The 21,590-nt window shown below is 58.9% G+C and carries 14 protein-coding genes; 13 read left to right on the forward strand and 1 reads right to left on the reverse strand.

What is annotated here, in order from left to right; translation table 11 throughout:
* Window positions 1–24 precede the first annotated feature (24 nt).
* The 13 genes from AO356_RS15130 (at window position 25) to AO356_RS15185 (ending at window position 20,456) form a co-directional block, all read left to right on the forward strand.
* Window positions 25–4,863, forward strand: coding sequence for an RHS repeat-associated core domain-containing protein (locus AO356_RS15130; RefSeq protein WP_060740444.1), 4,839 nt, complete (start codon window positions 25–27; stop codon window positions 4,861–4,863).
* 3 nt (window positions 4,864–4,866) lie between these two features.
* Entirely contained in the window at window positions 4,867–5,268 is a 402-nt protein-coding gene (locus tag AO356_RS30965; protein WP_081015364.1) for a hypothetical protein, read from the forward strand.
* 341 nt (window positions 5,269–5,609) lie between these two features.
* On the forward strand, window positions 5,610–6,863 hold the full coding sequence (locus AO356_RS15135) for a cystathionine gamma-synthase family protein (protein ID WP_060740445.1): 1,254 nt from the start codon (window positions 5,610–5,612) through the stop codon (window positions 6,861–6,863).
* Window positions 6,864–6,997: 134 nt separating this feature from the next.
* The gene (locus AO356_RS15140; RefSeq protein WP_060740446.1) at window positions 6,998–8,428 is read left to right on the forward strand and encodes an amino acid permease; all 1,431 of its coding nucleotides are present in this window, start codon (window positions 6,998–7,000) and stop codon (window positions 8,426–8,428) included.
* 59 nt (window positions 8,429–8,487) lie between these two features.
* Window positions 8,488–9,372 (forward strand): LysR substrate-binding domain-containing protein, encoded by an 885-nt coding sequence (locus AO356_RS15145; protein ID WP_060740447.1) that lies wholly within the window; start codon window positions 8,488–8,490, stop codon window positions 9,370–9,372.
* A 30-nt stretch (window positions 9,373–9,402) separates the two neighbouring features.
* A complete protein-coding gene (gene thrC / locus AO356_RS15150) occupies window positions 9,403–10,767 on the forward strand; it encodes a threonine synthase (protein WP_060740448.1) in 1,365 nt (454 codons plus the stop codon).
* Between the two features lie 11 nt (window positions 10,768–10,778).
* Window positions 10,779–11,216 carry an Lrp/AsnC family transcriptional regulator gene (locus AO356_RS15155; RefSeq protein ID WP_053125728.1) on the forward strand — a complete coding sequence of 146 codons (438 nt, stop codon included), beginning with the start codon at window positions 10,779–10,781 and terminating at the stop codon, window positions 11,214–11,216.
* A gap of 1,434 nt (window positions 11,217–12,650) precedes the next feature.
* The gene (locus AO356_RS15160) at window positions 12,651–13,709 is read left to right on the forward strand and encodes a homoserine dehydrogenase (RefSeq protein WP_060740449.1); all 1,059 of its coding nucleotides are present in this window, start codon (window positions 12,651–12,653) and stop codon (window positions 13,707–13,709) included.
* Window positions 13,706–15,118, forward strand: a complete 1,413-nt coding sequence (locus AO356_RS15165) for an aldehyde dehydrogenase family protein (protein WP_060740450.1) — start codon at window positions 13,706–13,708, stop codon at window positions 15,116–15,118. Before AO356_RS15160 ends, AO356_RS15165 begins: the two co-directional genes overlap by 4 nt.
* A 225-nt stretch (window positions 15,119–15,343) precedes the next feature.
* Window positions 15,344–16,348 (forward strand): hypothetical protein, encoded by a 1,005-nt coding sequence (locus tag AO356_RS15170; protein ID WP_060740451.1) that lies wholly within the window; start codon window positions 15,344–15,346, stop codon window positions 16,346–16,348.
* Window positions 16,349–16,907: 559 nt separating this feature from the next.
* Window positions 16,908–18,182, forward strand: coding sequence for a glycoside hydrolase family 68 protein (locus AO356_RS15175; protein ID WP_060740452.1), 1,275 nt, complete (start codon window positions 16,908–16,910; stop codon window positions 18,180–18,182).
* A gap of 603 nt (window positions 18,183–18,785) precedes the next feature.
* Window positions 18,786–19,145: a DUF6124 family protein gene (locus AO356_RS15180; RefSeq protein WP_060740453.1), complete on the forward strand. Its 360-nt coding sequence runs from the start codon at window positions 18,786–18,788 to the stop codon at window positions 19,143–19,145.
* A gap of 657 nt (window positions 19,146–19,802) precedes the next feature.
* A complete protein-coding gene (locus AO356_RS15185; RefSeq protein WP_060740454.1) occupies window positions 19,803–20,456 on the forward strand; it encodes a sce7726 family protein in 654 nt (217 codons plus the stop codon).
* Window positions 20,457–20,462: 6 nt separating this feature from the next.
* Here the strand turns inward: AO356_RS15185 and AO356_RS15190 are convergent, their stop codons facing one another.
* Window positions 20,463–21,590, reverse strand: coding sequence for a beta family protein (locus AO356_RS15190; protein WP_060740455.1), 1,128 nt, complete (start codon window positions 21,588–21,590; stop codon window positions 20,463–20,465).

Here is a 21,590-nt window from a genome sequence, read left to right on the forward strand (position 1 = left end):
ACTCCTACGCCGCGAGCTGCCTGCATGCCTGACTACGACAAAATCCTTGCCCAGGGCAACGTCATTGGTTCGCTGGTGATGGCGGCCATGGACCCCGAGCAGCCGGATGTCGAAGCGGTTTTCCAGGACTTTCGAACCTGCCTGAACGACTACGACGCCTGGGCTGAAAGCTTTTGGGCCGGCTGGGCGCTGGATCTTGAGCAAGTGTTCAAGGTCGGCAACGAGGTGTCCCTGGCGGCGCCGAAGAACCTGGACAAACCCGTCAGTGCCGCCGTGGTGGCTTGCCCGGCGGAAGGGCCACTGACGCTGGTGCACATGTTCCAGGCGGCGCGTTTCGTGCCGATTGGCGACACACCGGTGATGCTGGAGCCGGTCATCGATGGCATGCCGGGGAAGGAAATTTTCGGCGAGCCGATCCATCACGTGATCGGCCCCAGCGGCATCCTGGAAGTGCCTGAGTGTTGGCGAGGCCAGCGTTATCGCATCACCTTTTTCCCCCATGTCACGGCCGATCACGTCAAGGCGTTGTATGCGTCTTACCAAGGCGTGATCGACGAACTTGAGGGCTGGCTGAAAGCGGAGTGGGAGCAGTTTCAACCACTGTGGGCGGAGTTTTCCGACGCCGGGTTTCTTCAACGCTACGACGTGTTGCAGCAGGCTGATTGGCGCGGTTTCAAAAACGCCCTGCATCAACTCTGGGACGACGTTAAGCAGGTTTTCGGGCTGCTGGCCGATCTGCAGGCCAACAGCGAACAACTGTTGGAGTACCTGACTCAAGCCGAGCTTGAACAGCTACTGAAGGCATCCTCCGAGGCAATTGCCAAAGGGTTGATGGTGTTGAGCGACGAGCCGTTGCTCTTCGTTCACGTGGCCGCGTTCACCAGTTGGCTGCGGATGTTGCCGCCTCAGTACGCGGCCGAAGTCGTCGGAGAACTGCGCGCCTCGGTACTGATCAATTTCCTGCTGATGCGTTTGACCGGGGGGCTGGGCCTGGGTCTGCGCATGAGCGGTAACGTATTGGGCCGGGTCCGCTCGGAGCGGGCCCGGGAATGGTTGCTGGCATCGAGCCTGAGACTGGGCCAGCTCACCCCCGACCGGCTCAATCAACATGCCGATGTGCTCAAACCGTTGGTGGTCAGCCAACGCGCACCTTTAAAACCGACGCCTGTCGGACCCTTGCACATCACCCCGGAACACTCTGCGCCATTGTCTGTGAGCAATCCGGCCGCCGTGGCGCGGGAAAAATCCCAGCCGTCTACCCGCCTGAGCGAACACGAACCCCACGACGACGCCCCGGCCCAATCGAAAAACCCCAACGGCGACAGCGCCGACACCGCGGCCCAGACCCAGACCAGCGGCTGCCCGGTGTCGATGGTCACCGGCGAAGAACTGCTGACTCTGGACGATGGCACCCTCGACGGCCGCTTGCCGTTCGTCTTCACCCGGCTGTACCGCACCAGCGCCGTCGCCCTGGACGTCGGCCTCGGGCGCGGCTGGAGCCATGCCCTGGCCCATCGCCTGGAGCTCGACGGCGAGCAGATCACCTGGGTCGACCAGGAAAATCGCCGCACGATCTTTCCATTGCCCACCACCCAACGTCCGGCGATCCACAACAGCCTGGCCCGGGCGGCGATCTACCTGGGGGCCGAGCCGGACGAACTGATCATCGCCCAACCCGGGGAAAACGCCCCGTTCCTGCACTTTCGCGACGGCCACCTGATCGCCCTCAGTGACCGCTACGACAACCGCCTGACCGTCCAGCGCAACATCCACGGCGACATCAGCCGCCTGGACAACGGCGCCGGGCGCTCCCTGCGCCTGCGTTACGAACAGCGCCACCTGGTCGCCGTCGACTACCAGAGCTTCCACCCGGCCCTCACCCTCGACGAAGCCTGGCGGACCGAGCAGACGCTGGTGTCCTACCGCTACGACGGACGTTTCCGACTGATCGAAGCGACCAATGCCGCCGGTGAAAGCGAACGCTACGACTACGACGACCAGCACGTCATCCTCCAGCGACAACTGGCCGGCGGCGCGAGTTTCTACTGGGAGTGGCAAGGCGTCGGGGCGGCGTCCCGCTGTGTACGGCATTGGGCCTCCTTCGCGCAGATGGACAGCCGCTACACCTGGGGCGAGGACGGCCGTGTCACGGTCCGGCACCTGGATGGCAGCCAGGAAGTGTATGTCCACGACGACCGGGCGCGACTGGTGCGCAAGGTCGAGCCCGACGGCGGCGAGCACCTCAAGGCCTACGACGAACAGGGCCGGTTGATCGCCGAACAGGACCCGCTGGGGGCGGTCAGCGAATACCGCTACGACGACGTCGGACGGCTGCTGGCGCTGATTCCGCCGGACGAAGCGCCGACTTCCTACGAGTACCGCAACGGCTTCCTGCACGCCCGTTCCCGCGGCAAGGCCGTGTGGAGCTACCGCCGCAATGCCCGGGGCGATGTGATCGCGAGCATCGATCCCGACGGCCAGCGTACGGAATATGCCTACGACGCCCATGGGCAACTGCTGGCCAGGTATGAGCCGGACGGTGGCGAGCATCGTTTCACCTGGAGTCGTCTGGGCCAACTGACCGAAGAGGTCCTGCCCGACGGCGGTCGGCGGTGTTTTGCCTACGACGCCCTGGGACGTTTACTCAGTCGCCGGGACGAACACGGCGCCCTCACGCACTACCAATGGGACGCCGTCGGCCGCCTGCTGCAAGTCACCCTGCCCACCGGTGCGACCCGGGCCTGGAGCTACAACGCCTACGGCAAGGTCATCGCCGAGCGCGACGAGCAGGGCCGAACCACCCGCTACGAATACGCCGACGACCTGCACCTGGTCAGCCGCCGCCTGAACCCCGACGGCAGCGAGCTGAAGTACCGCTACGACTCGGCGCGGCTGTTGCTGACCGAGATCGAAAACGAATCCGGCGAACGATATCAGCTGGACTACACGCCCAACGGCTTGATCCGACAGCAAGTCGGCTTCGACGGCCAACGCACCGCCTACGCCTACGACCTCAACGGCCACCTGCTGGAGAAAACCGAGCACGGCGAGGACGGTTCGCAACGGATCACCCGCTACCAGCGTGACGCGGCCGGGCGATTGCGGATCAAGACCTTGCCCGACGGCCAGGCCATCGAATACCGCTACGACGACCTGGGTCGGCTGATCCAGGTCGACGACGGCAGCGATCACCCGCTGGCCTTCGAATACGACGCCCAGGATCGGTTGGTCACGGAACACCAGGGCTGGGGCACCCTGCGCTATCGCTACGATGCCTGCGGGCGCCTCAACCACCTGCGCCTGCCGGACGACAGCCAGCTCGACTACCACCACGCCTCCGGTGGCGCGCTGACCGCCATCGACCTCAACGGCGCGCGCCTGACCGAACACCGGGTTGACGGCGGCCGCGAGCGGCAACGCCGGCAGGGCCAGCTGCGCAGTGATTACACGTACGACGAACAGGGCCGCCTCAAGGCCCAGACCGTGTGGCAGAACCCCCAGCAACAACTGTTCTGGCGCGATTATGCCTACAGCCCCCGGGGCAACCTCCAGAGCCTTTCCGACCAGCGAAACCGCCGCCGCTACCAGTACGACCCGCTGGATCGCCTGACCCGCATCGACTTTTCCCACAGCGAACCGCCGGAACACTTCAGCCACGACCCGGCCGGCAACCTGCTGATGCAGGACCGTCCCGGGCCGACCACCCTCAAGGGCAACCGCCTGCTGAGGGAGGGCGACCGCCACTACGACTACGACGCCTTCGGCAACCTGATCCGCGAACGCCGCGGCCAGGCCCTGGTCAGCGCCTACCGCTACGACAGCCAACACCGCCTGATCGGCGTCACCGGCGCCGACGGCCGCGAAACGTCCTACCGCTACGACGCCTTCGGCCGACGCATCAGCAAGACCGTGGGCGGCCTGACCACGGAGTTTTTCTGGCAGGGCGACCAGCTCGTCGCCGAAAACAGCCCGCACCACCACCGCAGCTATATCTACGAACCAGGCACCTTCCGCCCGCTGGCCCTGCTCGACGGCGAAGGCCCCGACGCCCGCCCGTTCTACTACCACCTCGACCACCTGGGCACCCCCCAGGAACTGACCAACCCCGCCGGCCAGATCGTCTGGTCGGCGCGCTACAACGGCTACGGCAAACTCACCGAACTCACCCACGGCAGCGCCGAACAACTGGAACAACCGCTGCGCTTCCAGGGCCAATACTTCGACCCGGAAAGCGGCCTGCACTACAACCGGCACCGCTACTACAATCCCGAAACCGGCCGCTATTTGACGCCTGATCCGAGCAAGTTGGCGGGTGGGCTCAATGGGTATCGCTACACGGTGAACCCGACGGGGTGGGTGGATCCGTTGGGGTTGGTGGATTGTCCGGGGCAGGGTGGGTGTCGGCCGGCGGTTGGGGATCAGGATCCGGCGGCGAAGGTTGGGGTGGATGAGGGGGTGAAATCCCCTCCTAAACCTACATATCTTTATCGTGGAGACTTGAGGAAGCCAGAAGTCATTTTTAAAGAAGGCTTTATGAGCTTGGGGAAAAGCACTGATTTATTGCTTCATGTTTGGGATAACAGAGACCCGCCCAGTAATTTTGTCAGTACAACTACGGATGTTGATATTGGGACCTATTTCGGAACAAAATATAATACACGGAAAGGATATCTGTATGTCCTAAAGAAAATTCCTGGGCGTGATGTGAACAAGGAGCTGCCTCGCAACGATGTTCCATATAGTTATGAGCGCGAGATTGCCATTCCTGATCGAGTAAAAGCTGAAGATATTCTCGGAGCCACTCCCCTGAATAAAGATGGTTCCTATGTTGGGTATTCTATACCCAATCCTCAAAGGAAATAAAAAATGACTAAGCAAGTTATCCCAGTTATTACAAACGGTCGAAGAGAAGAGGTGGTACTTGATGTTAATGCCAGTAAATCAACCGTCCTGCTGACCTTCAAAAACGGCTGGTCAAAAAAATACTCCGGAGTGGATGTATACGAGTGCCTTGGCAAAATTATCCAAGAGCATTCTGATTCAAAATTTTTATGCAAGGGAGCTAAACTTAGTGTGCGACCTTCTAGTATGTCCTCGCAAATGTCTTCAGGAATAGCTGCTTATGAACATGTCTTAGGTAAGCGTGCATCGAGAGCGGATCTTGTTAATATATTCGATTATGAAGACCAAGATATAGTGAGTGATCCTCAGCTACAAAAAGATTATTTCTTTCTCTGGTTGGATTCTATAAAGGATGTGGATGAATAGAGTATGGATGTGTGGAGCAAGATATTTTGATCGATTTTAGCGATATAACTCGCGGTCCACTGCACAGTCAAAAGTCAATGAAATCCCAATGTGGGAGCGAGCTTGCTCGCGATAGCGGAGTATCAGTCACCCTCAATGGCAACTGACCCACCGTCATCGCGAGCAAGCTCGCTCCCACAGGTTCATCGGTGATTCGCCGGTCGCTACTCGCCTGCAGCCATTAAAAAAACCACCCCTTTGGCACCGATAACATCGTTTCTCGGCCCCGCGGCTTTTCCCTATATTGGCCCTCAGATCCGGTGGATGGCTCAACGTCCACCCCCTCAGTGTGAGTAGCCTCAATGAACAATAAACCTGACAGCACAGGGCTTGATAACGCCGGCGCGGGAACCCGGGCGGTCTGGGGTGGGGAGCAAGTCAGGCACCCCTACAACGCCACGCAAACCCCCATCGTGGCCAGCGCCGCGTACGGCTACGATGACATCGACGTCTGGTACGACGTCGCCTTGGGCAAGGCCCCCGGTTTTATCTACAGCCGCATGAGCAACCCCACCGTCGAGACCCTCGAAGCCAAGATTCGCGAGTTGGAAATGGCCGAGTCCGCCGTGGCCTTCAGCAGCGGCATGGCGGCGATCAGCAGCGTGCTCTACACCTTCCTGGCCCATGGCGATCGCGTGGTGTCGACCAAGGACAGCTACGGCGGCACCAACAAGATCTTCGAAGAGTTCCTGCCGCGCACCGGCGTGGCGGTGACCCTGTGCGAGACCTTCGATCACGACGACATCGAGCGTGAAATCGCAAAGGGCTGCCAGGTGCTGTACCTGGAAACTCCCACCAACCCGACCCTGAAAATCCTCGACATCCCGCGCCTGGTGGCGGCGGCCAAGCGTGTCGGCGCGGTGGTGGTGGCGGATAACACCTTTGCTACGCCACTGAACCAGAGCCCGCTGGCCTTGGGGGTGGACGTGGTGATTCACAGCGCCACCAAGTTCCTCAGCGGCCATGGCGACGTGCTCGGTGGCCTGGTGTGCGGCCGCGAAGCCTTGATGGCCAAGGTGCGTCATTACCGGGAAATCAACGGCGCGAGCCTCGACCCGTTCTCGGCCTACCTGATCATCCGCGGCATGAAGACCCTGGCGCTACGCATGCGCCAGCAACAGCACAGCGCCCGGGCCCTGGCCGAATTCCTCTGCACCGAACCCCTGGTGGAGTCGGTGAATTACCCGGGCCTGCCCAGCCACCCGAACCATGCCGTGGCCTGCGCGCAAATGTCTGGCTTCGGCGCCATCGTCAGCTTTGTCCTGGCCGGTGGCATGGACACCGTCAAGCTGCTCCTGCCACGCCTGCGCTTCGCCCATTGCGCGGGCAACCTGGGCGCGGTGGAAACCATCTACGGTCCGGCCCGCACCACCAGCCATGTCGAGAACACCTTGGAAGAACGCCAGGCCTTGGGCATCTCCGAAGGCCTGGTGCGGGTTTCGGTGGGTATCGAAGACACGGACGATTTATTGGATGACCTCAAACAGGCCTTCGCCTTTGTCAAAAAAACACTTGATCCGCAACTCAATGAAGTCCTCACCGAGACCGCAACCTGAAGTGTGAATGTTGATACCCGCGACAAGGCTGTCAGCGGGGCGTTCATGAATAGGAATAATAATAAAAGCTCAGTGGCGCTTGTCTTACTCGCGCAGAGGTAGAGGCGCGCCCTGACATTTCATGAGAAACAACCATGTCCATAACAGAACAACAAACTAATACGCGGACCGGCTTCAAGCAGGAAATGCAGACGCGCCATATCGTCATGTTGGCACTAGGCGGCGTCATTGGTACCGGGCTGTTCCTCACGTCCGGCTACACCGTCAACCAGGCCGGCCCCATGGGCGCGGTGATCGCCTACATCATCGGTGCGCTGATGGTCTACATGGTGATGATGTGCCTGGGCGAACTGGCGGTGCAGATGCCCGAAACCGGTTCGTTCAGCACCTACGCCACGCGTTTCCTCGGGCCCGGCACCGGCTACACGGTGGCCTGGCTGTATTGGCTGACGTGGACGGTGGCCATCGGTTCCGAGTTCACCGCTGCCGGTATCCTCATGTCCCGATGGTTTCCCGACACGCCGGTGTGGATCTGGAGCGCGCTGTTCGCCGGCGTGGTGTTTCTCACCAACGTGGTCTCGGTGCGTTTGTTCGCCGAGACCGAGTTCTGGTTGTCGTTGATCAAAGTACTGACCGTGGTGGTGTTCCTGCTGATCGGCGGTGGCGCGATTCTCGGCCTGTTGAACATCGACCAGGCCCATAGCATCGGCTTGAGCAACTTCACCCGCGAAGGACTTTTTCCTACCGGCTTCATGCCTATTGCGATGACGCTGCTGGCGGTGTCCTTCGCGTTTTCCGGCACTGAACTGATCGGCATCGCCGCCGGCGAAACCAAGGACCCGCAACGCAATGTACCGCGGGCCATTCGCACCACCGTGCTGCGCCTGGCGGTGTTTTTCGTCGGGACCATTTTTGTCCTGGCGACACTGCTGCCCCGCGAGCAAGCCGGCCTGGTGGAGAGCCCCTTCGTCACGGTGTTCACCTACATCGGCATTCCGTACTCCGCCGACATCATGAACTTCGTGATCATCAGCGCCCTGTTGTCGGCGGCCAACTCCGGGTTGTACGCCGCCTCGCGGATGCTCTGGACCCTCAGCGACCAGGGCCACCTGCCCAAGCAATTCTCGGCCCTGACCCGCATGGGCACGCCGCTCAACGCGATCATCGTCAGCATGGCCGGCGGCGCCGCCTCGTTGCTCAGCAGCGTGTTCGCCGCCGACACCATCTACCTGGCGCTGGTGTCGATCTCCGGCCTGGCCGTGGTGGTGGTGTGGATGAGCATCGCCGCGAGCCAGATCGCTTTCCGTCGTCACTATGTGGCCAACGGCGGCGACATTCGCGACCTCAAGTTCCGCGTTCGCGGTTATCCGTGGGTGCCGCTGGGGGCGCTGGTGTGCTGCAGCCTGGCGTGTGTCGGGATCGCCTTCGACCCTGAACAGCGGGTGGCGCTGTACTTCGGCTTGCCGTTCATCGCCTGGTGTTACTTCGTGTATTACATTACCCGCAAAAGCCGCGAGCGACGCTTGTCGGTTGCCCTCGTGGCACAACCGTCGGACGCGTTCTAAGCCGCGTCGACGGGGCGGGCAAACGTGCCCGGTGCGTGGGGGTCAACGAGGTCCAGATCATGAAGCAAAAAACGTTGCCCCCGTTGAATTGGCTGCGGGCATTCGAAGTGTCGGCCCGCTGCCTGAACTTCACCCACGCCGCCGACGAATTGTTTTTGACCCAGGGCGCGGTCAGCCAGCAGATCCGCCAATTGGAAAGCCACCTGGGGGTGGCGCTGTTCAAGCGCTTGCCCCGGGGCCTGGGCCTGACCGAGGAAGGCCAGGCGTACCTGCCGGTGGTGCAGGACGCGATCACGCGACTGGCAGTGGGCACCAACGAAATCTTTGGCCAGCACAAGCGCCGGCCAATCAAGGTGCGCGGCAGCCTGGCGTTTTTCGTGCACTGGCTGGCGCCGAAACTGGTGGACTTTCGCCAGGCCCATCCCCACGTCGACATCCGCTACATCAGCAACATCTGGGTCAAGGAACTGGACGGCGAAGACGACATGGAAATCCGCTGGGGCCACGGGCAATGGCCCGGCCTGGTGTCCCAGCGCCTGACCTGGGACACCTTGTTCCCGGTGTGCTCGCCGGCCTTGATGGCGACGCTGAAGGTGCCGGCGGACGTGGCGAAGCATTCGTTGTTGCACGTGCTGGGCTACGAAGAAGGGTGGGGGTACTGGCTGAAAATGGTCGGTGTCGACAGCGTCGATTCCTCGACCGGCATGCAATTCGACACACTGGTCTGCACGTTACGCATGGCCGAACTGGGGCAGGGCATCGCTCTGGCGCGGTCGTCGATGGTCAGTGAGTTGCTGGACGATGGGCGCCTGGTCGAACCCTTCGCCCAGCGTATCGAAGCCAGCGAATCGTTTTACCTGGTGCGCAGTTCCGGGGCCGAGCAACACCCGGACGCGGCGCGGTTTTCCACCTGGCTGGTGGAGCAGGCGCATCGTTTCAAGTGAGCCGTTTCAAGTGAATATCCGGAGTTGACCATGCGCTATGTGAGTACCCGAAATTCAGCCGTGCAGGTCGATTTCGAAAAAGTTGTGCTGTCGGCCATCGCTGAGGATGGCGGCCTGTTCGTCCCTGTCGAGCTGCCGCAGTTCGAATCCCAGGACATCGCTAACTGGTCCACATTGGCCTACGACGAACTGGCCTATCGAGTGATGCGTCCGTTCGTGGGCGAGGCGATCCCCGAGGCCGACTTCAAGCGGGTGCTCAAGGAAGCGGGCAGCCAGTTCAGCCATCGTTCTTTGGCGCCGTTGCATCAGGTGGATCGCAACGAGTGGGTCCTGGAATTGTTCCATGGGCCGACCCGCTCCTCGAAGGACTTTGCCGCGCAATTGCAGGCGCGACTGGTGCAGTACTTTTTGCGCAAACGCGGGCGTCGCGCCGTGGTGATCGGCGTCACCAACGGCGACACCGGCTTGGCCGCCATCGAGGCCTTCAAGCACTGTGACGAGACCGATGTGGTGGTGATTTATCCCGAGGCCGGAGTGCTGCAAGACCAGCTTCAAGACCTGCAAGCGACGGCGCATCCGCGGGTTCATCAAGTGGCCGTCGATGGCAGTTTCGATGAATGCCAGACCTTGGTCACTCAACTGTTCCGACAGCACGAGGCGATCAGTTTCAACTCCAGCAACTGGGTCAGCGTCATGGCGCAGTTGGTGTTTTATTTCCACGCGGTGCTGCAGTTGGGTGGCGGCCAGCGACCCATTGGCTTCAGCGTGCCGGCGGCGAGTTTTGCCGAGGTCTATGCCGGCTACATCGCGCAGAAGATGGGTTTGCCGATCACGCAGATGATCGTCGCCACCAACCAGAATGACGCGCTGCATCAGTTCTTTTTGAAGAACCACTACTCGCGATTGCGCGCCAGCAAGACCCTGTCGCCGGCCATGGATTTGTCGATCTTTTCCAACTTGGAACGGTTTCTCTGGGAGCTCTATGGGCACGATGATCAAGCGGTGAGCGCGCTGATGCACACCTTCGAAACCCGTGGCGAAATGACCATCGCCAACGAGTTCTGGCTACAGGCGCGGATGATCATCGACTCGTATGCGGTCAGCGATGAGCAGACGCTGGAGGAAATCACCTCGCTGTATCGCGACACCGGTTATGTCATCGACCCCCACACCGCCACCGGCGTGCTCGCGGCGCGCTTGTACCGCCGCAGCCTGGTGGCGCCGATGGTGACCTTGGGCGAGATCTCACCGGCCAAATCGGCGCAGTTGCTCGGTGAGTTGGGGATCAGCATTGCGGCGCAACAGCATCCAGTTTCCGAACATGGCCCGGCGCAGATTCATCGCATCCAGCCGGACGACCTCGCTGCCCTCCATCAACTGCTCGGCGCCCTATAACCGGAGGCCCCATGAAGCGAATCCTCGACCCCCTCGACGAACGCATCATCGCCGAACTGCGCCTTAACGCCCGCGCGGCCCACGCCGAGCTGGCGGCCAAGGTCAACCTCTCGCGCAACGCCGTACGCCAACGCATCGAACGCCTCGAACGCGACGGCGCGATCCAGGGCTATACAGTGCGCACCGGGGAGGGCGCGCAAGCGTCGTCGAACATCAACGCCGTGATCTTCGTCTACCGCTACGACCGCATGCGCGGCGCCGAGGTGTTGCAAGCGTTGCAGGCCATGCCGGAAGTGCTGCAGTGCGATGTGATGAGTGGCGAGTTTGACTTGATGCTGCGGGTGGGTGCGGCGAACCCGGAGCGGGTGCATAAAGTGTGGAAAGAAATCTCCGCGCTGCCCGGGGTAGAGAACACCGTGACGTCGTTTGTGTTGTCGTCGGTGGTCTAATGCCGCAGACGCCCAGCCACCACAACCCCGTGGCGAGGGAGCTTGCTCCCGCTGGGCTGCGAAGCAGCCCCAACCCGGTTGACCGCAATCTACCTGACCCACCGCACAGGCCAATTCCAGGGGCCGCTGCGCAGCCCGGCGGGAGCAAGCTCCCTCGCCACAAGAGCGGCCGGCGGTGTGTCAGCCAAGCAGGTGAATTTCCTGACACCAATAGACCTGGCACCGAGAAAACCTGTGGGAGCGAGCTTGCTCGCGATAGCGGTAAACCAGCCCCCATCGATGTACCTGACCTGGCCCCATCGCGAGCAAGCTCGCTCCCACAGGAGGAATGTGCCCAACCACTACCGTGGCGAGGGAGCTTGCTCCCGCTGGGCTGCGAAGCAGCCCCAACCAGGCTGACCACAATCCACCTGACCCACCGCGCAGGCCAATTCCAGGGGGCCGCTGCGCAGCCCAGCGGGAGCAAGCTCCCTCGCCACAAGAGCGGTCGGCGGTGTGTCAGCCAAGCAGTTGCATGCCCCAACACCAATAGACCAAGCACTGAAAAAAACTGTGGGAGCGAGCTTGCTCGCGATAGCGGTACACCAGCCACCACTGATGTACCTGACCTGGCCCCATCGCGAGCAAGCTCGCTCCCACAGGAGGAATGTGCCCAACCACTACCGTGGCGAGGGAGCTTGCTCCCGCTGGGCTGCGAAGCAGCCCCAACCAGGCTGACCACAATCCACCTGACCCACCGCGCAGGCCAATTCCAGGGGGCCGCTGCGCAGCCCAGCGGGAGCAAGCTCCCTCGCCACAAGAGCGGTCGGCGGTGTGTCAGCCAAGCAGGTGAATTTCCTAACACCAATGGACCAGGCACCGAGCAAACCTGTGGGAGCGAGCTTGCTCGCGATAGCGGTACACCAGCCACCACTGATGTACCTGACCTGGCCCCATCGCGAGCAAGCTCGCTCCCACAGGAGGACTGTGCCCAGCCACCACCGTGGTGAGGGAGCTTGCTCCCGCTGGGCTGCGAAGCAGCCCCAACCCGGTTGACCGCAATCCACCTGACCCACCGCGCAGGCCAATTCCAGGGGCCGCTGCGCAGCCCAGCGGGAGCAAGCTCCCTCGCCACAAGAGCGGCCGGCGGTGTGTCAGCCAAACAGGTGAATTTCCTGACACCAATAGACCTGGCACTGAAAAAACCTGTGGGAGCGAGCTTGCTCGCGATAGCGGTACACCAGCCACCACTGATGTACCTGACCTGGCCCCATCGCGAGCAAGCTCGCTCCCACAGAGGAATGTGTTCGGCCAGTGGAACAAGCAGGCTTACCGCTTTGCCCACCCCTGGTCAAAACGCCCAAAAAATAGAGCAAATTGGCATATTTCACTGCCCACCCCACCCCCCTAACCTAGATCCCAACAACCCACCCCCGGATCAAGGACATAACAAAAATGACTGAATACAAACTGGCGCTGGTCGGCTTCGGCGGTGTGAACCGGGCATTGGCTCAGCTGATTGCCGAGCGTAACGAAAGCTGGAAAACCGACCTCGGCTTCACCCTGAAAATCGTCGGCGTCACCGACCTGTTCCTCGGTTCGGTGATGGACCGCCACGGCCTCGACGCCGCGTCACTGGCCAGACTGCCAGCCACCCAAGGCGCCATGGCCCAACTCCCCGGCGGCACCGTCGACGCCCTCAACGAAGCCGTGATCAAAGACTGCGGCGCCGACATCATCGCCGAAGCCACCTTCACCAACCCGGTGGACGGCGAGCCCGCTACCTCGTTCTGCCGCTGGGCCCTGGAGCGCGGCAAACACGTGGTCACCACCAACAAAGGCCCCATCGCCCTGCACGGCGCCGAACTCAAAGCCCTGGCCCAACGCAACAACGTCGCTTTCGAATACGAAGGCTCGGTCATGAGCGGCACCCCCGTCATTCGCCTTGCTAAACAATCCCTGGCCGGCAGCTCGATCAGCGGTTTCGAAGGCATCCTCAACGGCACTTCCAACTTCGTCCTCACCTGCATGGAAGGTGGATTGGGGTTTGCCGAAGCGGTCAAAAAAGCCCAGGAACTGGGCTACGCCGAAGCCGACCCCACCGCGGACGTCGAAGGCCATGACGTGCGCCTCAAAATCGTGATCCTCGCCAACGAACTGCTGGACGCCAAGCTCACCGTCAACGACGTCACCTGCAGCGGCATCTCCGCCCTCAGCCTCGCCGACATCGAAAAAGCCCGCCACGACGGTGCCCGCTGGAAACTCATCGGCGCCGCCACGCGCCAGGCCGACGGCTCCATCAGCGCCAGCGTCGAACCGCGCCTGCTGAGTAACGACCACCCACTGGCCAGCGTCAGCGGCGCCACCAACGCTGTGTCGTTCACCAGTGAACTGCTTGGCGCCGTGACCGTCTCGGGCCCCGGCGCAGGCCGCACCGAAACCGCCTTCGCGCTGCTGTCGGACATCATCCACATCCACCAATCGGCAACCCGCAAACAGGAGCACAACCTGTGAACGTATCGCGCCTGGCCCTGGCGGTCGTCGAACCGCACATCGAAGTCCTCAACCCATTCGACGGCAGCGTCGTCGGCACCGTCGCAGACCTCAAAGCCTCAGAAGTCCCGCAACTGCTCGAGACCGGCCGCAACGGCGTCAAAGCCTGTGCCTTACTGCCGCGTCATCGTCGCGCTAGCATTCTCGAACAGGCCGCACTGAACATCGAACGCGACGCCAAGGCCTTCGCCCGGCTGATCGTCGACGAAGCCGGCAAGACCCTCAAACAGGCGGAAAAAGAAGTCAAACGCTGCGTCAACACCCTCAAGCTCTCCGCCGAAGAAGCCAAGCGCAACGCCGGCGAAATCGTGCCGTTCGACGCCTACGAAGGCGCCGAATCGCGCCAAGGCTGGTTCACCCGCGACCCCCTGGGCCTGATCGTCGCCATCACCCCCTACAACGACCCGCTGAACCTGGTCGCCCACAAACTCGGCCCGGCCATCGCCGGCGGCAACGCGGTGATCCTCAAACCGTCCGAACTGGCACCGTTGTCAGCCCTCAAACTGGTCTCGTACCTAGTCGCCGCCGGCCTGCCCGAAACCGTAGTCACCGTCGCCACTGGCGGCGCCGAACTCGGCAAAACCCTGGTCGCCGCCCGTGACGTGCGCATGATCTCCTTCACCGGCGGCTTCGTCACCGGCGAACAAATCGCCCGCACCGCAGGCCTGAAAAAACTCGCCATGGACCTCGGCGGCAACGCCCCCGTCATCGTCATGGCCGACTGCAACCTCGACGCCGCCGTCGACAGCTGCATCTCCGGCGCCTTCTGGGCCGCCGGGCAAAACTGCATCGGCACCCAACGCCTGCTCATCCACGCACCGATCTACGCCGCCTTCCGAGAACGCTTCGTCCACCAGGCCCAAGCCCTCGTCGTCGGCAACCCACTGCTCGCCAACACCGACATCGGCCCGATGATCACCCACCAAGCCGCGCAAAACGCCGAACACGTGGTCAACGAAGCCCTGCAACAAGGCGCTACCTTACTCTGCGGCCACCGCCGCCAAGGCGCCTGCTACGCCGCGACCGTGTTGGAAAACGTCGACCATGCCAGCCGACTCTGGCGCAACGAGGTCTTCGCACCGGTGGTGGTGTTGCAGCCGTTCGAGACGTTTGATGAAGCCATTGCGCTGGCTAACGAACCTGATTACGCGCTTCATGCCGGGATTTTCACCAATGACCTGTCCACGGCTATGAGTGCCGCACGACGGATCGAGGCGGGAGGGGTGATGATCAACGACTCCTCCGATTTTCGTTTCGATGCGATGCCGTTCGGGGGCTCCAAGTACGGCAGTTTGGGCAGGGAAGGGGTGCGGTTTGCGTACGAGGAAATGACCCAGCCGAAGGTGGTTTGTTTGAATACGCTGGGTTGATAGGTCAGGTTGTTGGCATCGGGCAGGTTGGTCACCTGCCCGATTTTTTGCGGCATCCCAAAGAGCCTCGAGTCTTGCGCTTCACAAATGTTTTTCCGGGGCTGTCGGGCAAATCGTCCTGGCTCATCTAAGCTGAATTTTCCTGGAAAACGCGCCAAGTGCCTTCTCGTACGAATGCGGCCAACCCGGCTTGCGGCACCGCTCAGCAGCCAGGCGGGAGGAAGGATGCCGAACGTACTGGTGGTGGTCTGGGACTTCGATACACGCCGATTAAGGGTCCCCGTCGAGAATAGTCTTCTCGGCATACAACTTAGGATCGGGGCTTTGTTGTCCATGGCGAGAACGGCCTTCGCCAAACATGTCGATCAACATCAACTGAATTATTGCCTGGTCGTCGCCCCCGAGTATCTTTTCTCCAAGGACATGCCTGTCTCGTTTATGTCGGAGGAGGAAAAAGAAATCATCCGGGCAACATTGGCAGATATTTCAACGAGAAATCCGTGGCTGATACTGGTCCCTGGCACGACGCTCTGGTTCAAATCAATGTTGCGCCCGGAATCCAGGGCGCTGAAAAGGGAAACCGGTAAGTTGAAATCATGGGGACCGGCCAGAAATATCAACAAGGCAAAATATCGTGTGGAGATGGATGCGGTTGTGAATGAAATCCCGGAGCGGGACCGCATCAGTAAAGGGATCTATGGCCATCATGCAGCGACTACGAAGGAGGAGATCGCGAAAATCGAATCAAGAGGGGCGGAAGCCAGGGACGGAATCGTCAGAAATACCGGCTTCATCATTTGGAATGGAAACGTCTTCTATCAGCATAAACGCTACCCCAATATCGGAAATGATGGGTTGGACGAACTGGCCGGGGCGCAGTTCTGGGCCGATAAGATATTCATGCCGGGCAGTTATCGGGAAGCCCCGGCTATCCATGGGCTGCAACTGGCTTTGGAAATCTGCGCAGAGCATTTCATTGGCGCGACGGTTTTGCATAAGAACAACGTCCTGGATTTCCATATCCTGGTCTCGGCCAGCATTGCTCTTGCTAAAGCTCGCGTGGGCGTAAAACACGGAGGATATGTGGTTCACGCTGATTCAGGCGGCAGTTCAGTCTACCGACGCGAAGGCAGGGACTTGGTTCTGCTCCAAGCCATCGATGAAACCGAAATAGGCTTGTTGGGTGTTGAAGCTGGTCGCGCCAGGAGTTTTGTTTGCGCGATTGCCTAGACCGAGCCTGACCTCGCCGAAAGAGCTGCGGCGGATGTGAAATCCAGATCCGCGCTTACCCCGGGTATTGAGTGACTGAGCCTTCGGAATCAACCCCATCAAAACAACTGACCCACCGCTATAACAAGCATTTCACCCCAGCCCCTGGGGGCAGTCCCCCCTGTGGGAGCCCCCCCTGTGGGAGCCGAGCTTGCTCGCGATAGCGGCACACCAGTCAACATCAATACCTCAGACCCACCACCGCACAAGCCGCTCACCACGTCCCGCTTCCCTTCATGCCGCCGATGGCGACAAATCTAAACCCCCGTGTGGCTCCCCCACCAAGTAGCGTTCAAAGCACCGAGTGTGCAGCCAACGTCGTCGATCTCTCCAAAAATTAACTTCTGCAAACGTTCAAGGCTGAAACGTATCAGCTCCAAGAAAAAACCAAAATATGCACAAATGCATTTTTTCCTTGACCCGCAGGGGGGCGTCTCTACAAGGTGATTTTACTGTATGCGCATCCAGTATTTCTCAAGCATCATTTATTTGAATCCATTCATGGACGAGGTATTACCTTATGAAAACCACCACTGAAAAATTCGGTGTAACCCCCCATCAACCCAGCCTCTGGACCCGCGCTGATGCGCTGAAAGTCCGGGCGGACGATCCCACCACCACGCAGCCGCTGGTCAGCGCGGATTTCCCGGTACTGAACAATGACGTGTTCATCTGGGACACCATGCCCCTGCGCGACTTGGACGGTAACGTGACATCCGTCGATGGCTGGTCGGTGATCTTCACCCTGACGGCCGATCGTCATCCAAACGACCCGCAGTACCTCGACGAGGACGGCAACTACGACATCCTCCGCGATTGGAACGATCGTCACGGTCGGGCAAAGATGTACTACTGGTTTTCTCGTACCGGCAAGAACTGGGAATTCGGTGGCCGCGTGATGGCCGAAGGGGTTTCGCCGACCGCTCGCGAATGGGCCGGCACGCCGATTCTGTTGAACGACCGAGGTGAAGTGGACCTGTATTACACCGCCGTCACCCCAGGCGCGACCATCGTCAAGGTGCGCGGTCGGGTCGTGACCACTGAACACGGTGTCAGCATGGTCGGCTTCGAGAAGGTCAAGCCACTGTTCGAGGCCGACGGCAAGATGTACCAGACCGAAGCCCAAAACGCCTTCTGGGGTTTCCGCGACCCATGGCCTTTCCGCGACCCGAACGACGGCAAGCTGTACATGCTGTTCGAGGGCAACGTGGCCGGTGAGCGCGGCTCGCACAAAGTGGGCGAGGCCGAAATCGGCGATGTACCACCGGGCTATGAAGATGTCGGCAACTCGCGCTACCAGACCGCCTGTGTAGGCATCGCCGTCGCCCGCGACGCAGACGGTGACGACTGGGAAATGTTGCCGCCCCTGCTGACCGCCGTGGGCGTCAACGACCAGACCGAACGCCCGCACTTCGTGTTCCAGGATGGCAAGTACTACCTGTTCACGATCAGCCACACCTTCACCTATGGCGACGGCGTGACCGGGCCGGACGGCGTGTACGGTTTTGTCGCGGACTCGCTGTTCGGCCCCTACGTGCCGCTCAACGGTTCCGGCCTGGTGCTGGGCAACCCGTCCTCCCAGCCATTCCAGACCTACTCGCACTACGTGATGCCAAACGGCCTGGTGACCTCCTTTATCGACAGCGTACCGACCGACGAAACCGGCACACAGATTCGTGTCGGTGGCACTGAGGCACCCACGGTGGGCATGAAAATAAAAGGGCAGCAGACGTTTGTGGTGGCTGAGTACGACTATGGGTACATCCCGCCGATGCTCGACGTTACGCTTAAGTAATAGCAACGCCGGGATTTCAGGCAGCGGGTTTGAGGTCGATGACAAAACCGTTGTGGATATGATCGAGATATTCCGCCTGATTTATTGCGATGTTGGTCGCAACCTCCATTGAACAACGAGTCGTAATCTTCTTCGCGACTGGCTGCAAGGATGCAGCCAGTCGCGAATGCATTCCCCTTCGACGTATGTACACAAGCGCCTCTGTGGGAGCGAGCTTGCTCGCGATAGCGGTGCATCAGCAACCTTCCAGCCAGCTGTTTATCGTGACTCCACGAGACTAGCCAAGACCGACATCGCCTTGCGCCATTGCCTACAACTACGCCAGAATCCGCCGGCTTGTGCCCTTTGAGTCCCCTCGGTAGTTTGAATCCGTCACTGCTCATCAGTGATCGGGTTTCGCAGCCCGGACTCTATAGGCGCACAACGTCACCTTCGAAAGCAGATTACCCATGTCTGTGATTTCGTCAGAGGTGGCTGTGCGTGGGAGACCTTCGGGTCTGCCGGTCCCTAGAGTCCCGGTCTGCGAACCCGCGTACAGCTGCCACCCCATACTTCGTTTCGCAGCGAAGGGTGGTAGCTCCAACAGACTCTAGGAGCTTTATCATGGTCAAAATTACACCGAACCCGCCAACTGCGGACGAACATGAGTCTCGCGTTCAGTCTGCTCGTAACAAGAAGCTTGATGATGCTGCGAACCGGGCCTTGGATTTTTATCTGAAGCCTACGCCGAAGAAAGAAACGTCTGACAAATCCAACACCATCTTCCGTATCGCACCGGATGTTGATTCGGAATGTCTGCTTGCCAATCTCAGCGAGAACCTGGCTTCGGCGAATGCCATGATCAGTGATTTGGCGTTTGATCTTGAGGGATCGCGACGGCGTGTTGCGATGGGGATTTTGCAGGTGATTGAGTTGAGTGAGCTGTTGGCTAATCGGGCTTTGGATATTGTTGAGGTGAGGTAGCAAGGGGTCGCGCTTACCCCAGATATGAAAAAAGGTCTTGCAGGGCAAGACCTTTTTTACATTTGAATATCAGGACGCACGGTCGCCAGGAGGGCACAGAAACTGTGCAAATACCTCTTGCACAGTCCCTGCAGCCGCAGCCGCGGTACTAGCTTGCGATAGCGCAACATATATGATGCTGACGCACCGCATCCACGAGCAAACCCTTTCCCCGGGCTGAGTCTACTCACGGTAGCGGTTCATCAGTCAACAGGTCAGCAGCCTGTTGACCAATCTGCACCGACAAAACCCCAGCACCCAGCGTCATCGCCTTGCGCCTTTGCCTACAACTGCGCCAGAATTCGCCAGCTTGTGCATCTTGAGTCCGCTCAGCGCCACCGCTAATCAGTGATCGGGGGGCGCAGCCAGATCTTCGGTGCACAACGTCACTTCGGAAAGCAAATCGCGCTCCCATGCCTATGATTTCGTCTGAAGTGGCTGTGCGTTGGAGACCCTCTCGGGTCTGCCGGTTCCTTAATATCGGTCTTTGACCCCGCGCACAGCTGCCCTAATGCTTCGTTTCGCGGCGAACGGTTGTAGCTTTTGTAGTTCGACTTATGATGTGATGAATGGTTTGTTTTTTTTGGCTGCTAATTGATTATGTAGGTTGGTGTAGAAATGGGAGAGAAAGAGGTTAAGTCATTAGTGCTTAACTCGCTTTTAATGTCAGGGCACATTGCTCAATCAACTCTGGTTTTTAGTGAGATGAGTTTGGCAAAAAAAGTTAGACGGGTAGATCTGGGTTTTATTCAGGGAAGTGAAATGGTGGCAATAGAAGTGAAGAGTGAAAAGGATTCTTTGTTTCGATTATTAGGTCAGGTGGATGAGTATCGAAAATATTTCGATCGTGTTGTGGTTGCAGTGGCGCCCAAGTTTACTAAAAGCGTGCTGACGGTTGCTGAGGATGATGTTGCTGTATGGGAGGTTTCTAGCGGTGGGCTGAGAGTTGTTCGTAAGGGCAGGTTGATAAAGAATATTTCTAAAGAGAGTTATATTGATCTAATGACGAAGAGAGAAATCTCCATTTTGGCTAAGAGGGTGGGGGTGAAGCCGGAGAAGTTTGCGATGTATGAGTTAAAAATTGAGGTTCTAAATCGGCTGAGGAAAGCATCCAAGGCTGATATTAAGGAAATATTGCTTAATGGTATCCAAAAGAGGTTCGGGCTGGCCTCCAATAGATTTTTGTCTAAAGTATGCTCCTCAGGGAATGTAAGCGTTGCAGATGTTGCTTTACTGAGCCCATATCTAACCCGGCTAGAAAGCTTGGCCTGATAAGTTTTAATCAGTCCATTCTTCATCTGTGTTTATTTCACTAGGTTCTGAGTTGTAGTGTAGTTGGTTGAATAAATGAATATTGATGCGAGCAGCAGTCGACTTTAGTGCGCTATAAATTCCAAAATCATTGCTTTCAGATGTTATTTCAATTTGTTGTGTGCCCCAGAGCCGAAGTTCAGGAATCCAGTAGTCGCCCTCAGTGATTTCCTTCGCGATTTCAATGTACGCTGCTTTTCGTCTTTCTTTTGCGTTAGGTGCGTTGTCATCCACCTCGCGTCTTACAAATTTCCAATCTTTTTTTAATGGATAATCTATTCGAGGGGGAGGGGTCCCCGCTCCACCATCTTGTTTCTGCGCACGAGCGCTTCCTCTGTCCGAGTATACTAAAGGCTTGAATAAGCCTTCCTCTGCTATTTTGTTGAATAGTATTCTCTCATATATCGAGTTGTCTCCTCTGTGTTGTCCAGCAAATCCAGAAGGAAAAGAAGAAGCGCTAATTGATATAGTAAGATCTTGTATTGCCGCTTTTGATTCATGCATGAACTTCTCTAGAAGGGGGATCCTCTCGATAAAAGTTGCGTCAATGCTGGCTAGGTCATAGATGATTAAGATGTTTTCGGCTTTTGTTAGGTTTAATGCCTCAGTTAAGCGTTGATGCTTCGCGATGTTTTTTTCATTTGGGCTAATTCTTATAACTAATCCACGGCCGAGGGACGATAGTTTGACTATCTGTTCCTCAAGGTTGTCCAGGTTTTCATGCCTTAGGCAAGGGATGGTATTTTCACGGGTTTTGATGAACTGATACCAATTGTCATATGCATTATTTGCGTTGAGGAGATGTAGAATTTCTTGAAATACAGGCTTTTCGGGATAGGCGCCGGTGAACAGAAATACCTTATTTTGCGTCAAAAAATTTTCATCAATATCCGCGATCCAGGGGCGCTGACCGATAGCTGTGTCAATTCGTTTTAATGTACTTTCCAAACGATGGGAATTAAGCCATCCCCTTAAGGAGAATACCGGCAGCAAAGAGTCTTTATCTTTGTCTGGGAGTTGCTCTATGGCTGTCATTTCGGCGTTGCTAATTGCTAGAATTGGAATGTAGTTCCAGTTTGAAAATACTGGTTGCAT

The sequence above is a fragment of the Pseudomonas fluorescens genome (genome assembly GCF_001307275.1).
Lineage (GTDB): Bacteria > Pseudomonadota > Gammaproteobacteria > Pseudomonadales > Pseudomonadaceae > Aquipseudomonas > Aquipseudomonas fluorescens_AA.

Excerpts from the sequence above, each read along its gene's own strand:
- AO356_RS15130 (WP_060740444.1), top strand. The coding sequence starts at position 25 with ATGCCTGACTACGACAAAATCCTTGCCCAGGGCAACGTCATTGGTTCG.
- AO356_RS30965 (WP_081015364.1), top strand. The coding sequence starts at position 4,867 with ATGACTAAGCAAGTTATCCCAGTTATTACAAACGGTCGAAGAGAAGAG.
- AO356_RS15135 (WP_060740445.1), top strand. The coding sequence starts at position 5,610 with ATGAACAATAAACCTGACAGCACAGGGCTTGATAACGCCGGCGCGGGA.
- AO356_RS15140 (WP_060740446.1), top strand. The coding sequence starts at position 6,998 with ATGTCCATAACAGAACAACAAACTAATACGCGGACCGGCTTCAAGCAG.
- AO356_RS15145 (WP_060740447.1), top strand. The coding sequence starts at position 8,488 with ATGAAGCAAAAAACGTTGCCCCCGTTGAATTGGCTGCGGGCATTCGAA.
- thrC (WP_060740448.1), top strand. The coding sequence starts at position 9,403 with ATGCGCTATGTGAGTACCCGAAATTCAGCCGTGCAGGTCGATTTCGAA.
- AO356_RS15155 (WP_053125728.1), top strand. The coding sequence starts at position 10,779 with ATGAAGCGAATCCTCGACCCCCTCGACGAACGCATCATCGCCGAACTG.
- AO356_RS15160 (WP_060740449.1), top strand. The coding sequence starts at position 12,651 with ATGACTGAATACAAACTGGCGCTGGTCGGCTTCGGCGGTGTGAACCGG.
- AO356_RS15170 (WP_060740451.1), top strand. The coding sequence starts at position 15,344 with ATGCCGAACGTACTGGTGGTGGTCTGGGACTTCGATACACGCCGATTA.
- AO356_RS15175 (WP_060740452.1), top strand. The coding sequence starts at position 16,908 with ATGAAAACCACCACTGAAAAATTCGGTGTAACCCCCCATCAACCCAGC.
- AO356_RS15180 (WP_060740453.1), top strand. The coding sequence starts at position 18,786 with ATGGTCAAAATTACACCGAACCCGCCAACTGCGGACGAACATGAGTCT.
- AO356_RS15185 (WP_060740454.1), top strand. The coding sequence starts at position 19,803 with ATGGGAGAGAAAGAGGTTAAGTCATTAGTGCTTAACTCGCTTTTAATG.
- AO356_RS15190 (WP_060740455.1), bottom strand. The coding sequence starts at position 21,590 with ATGCAACCAGTATTTTCAAACTGGAACTACATTCCAATTCTAGCAATT.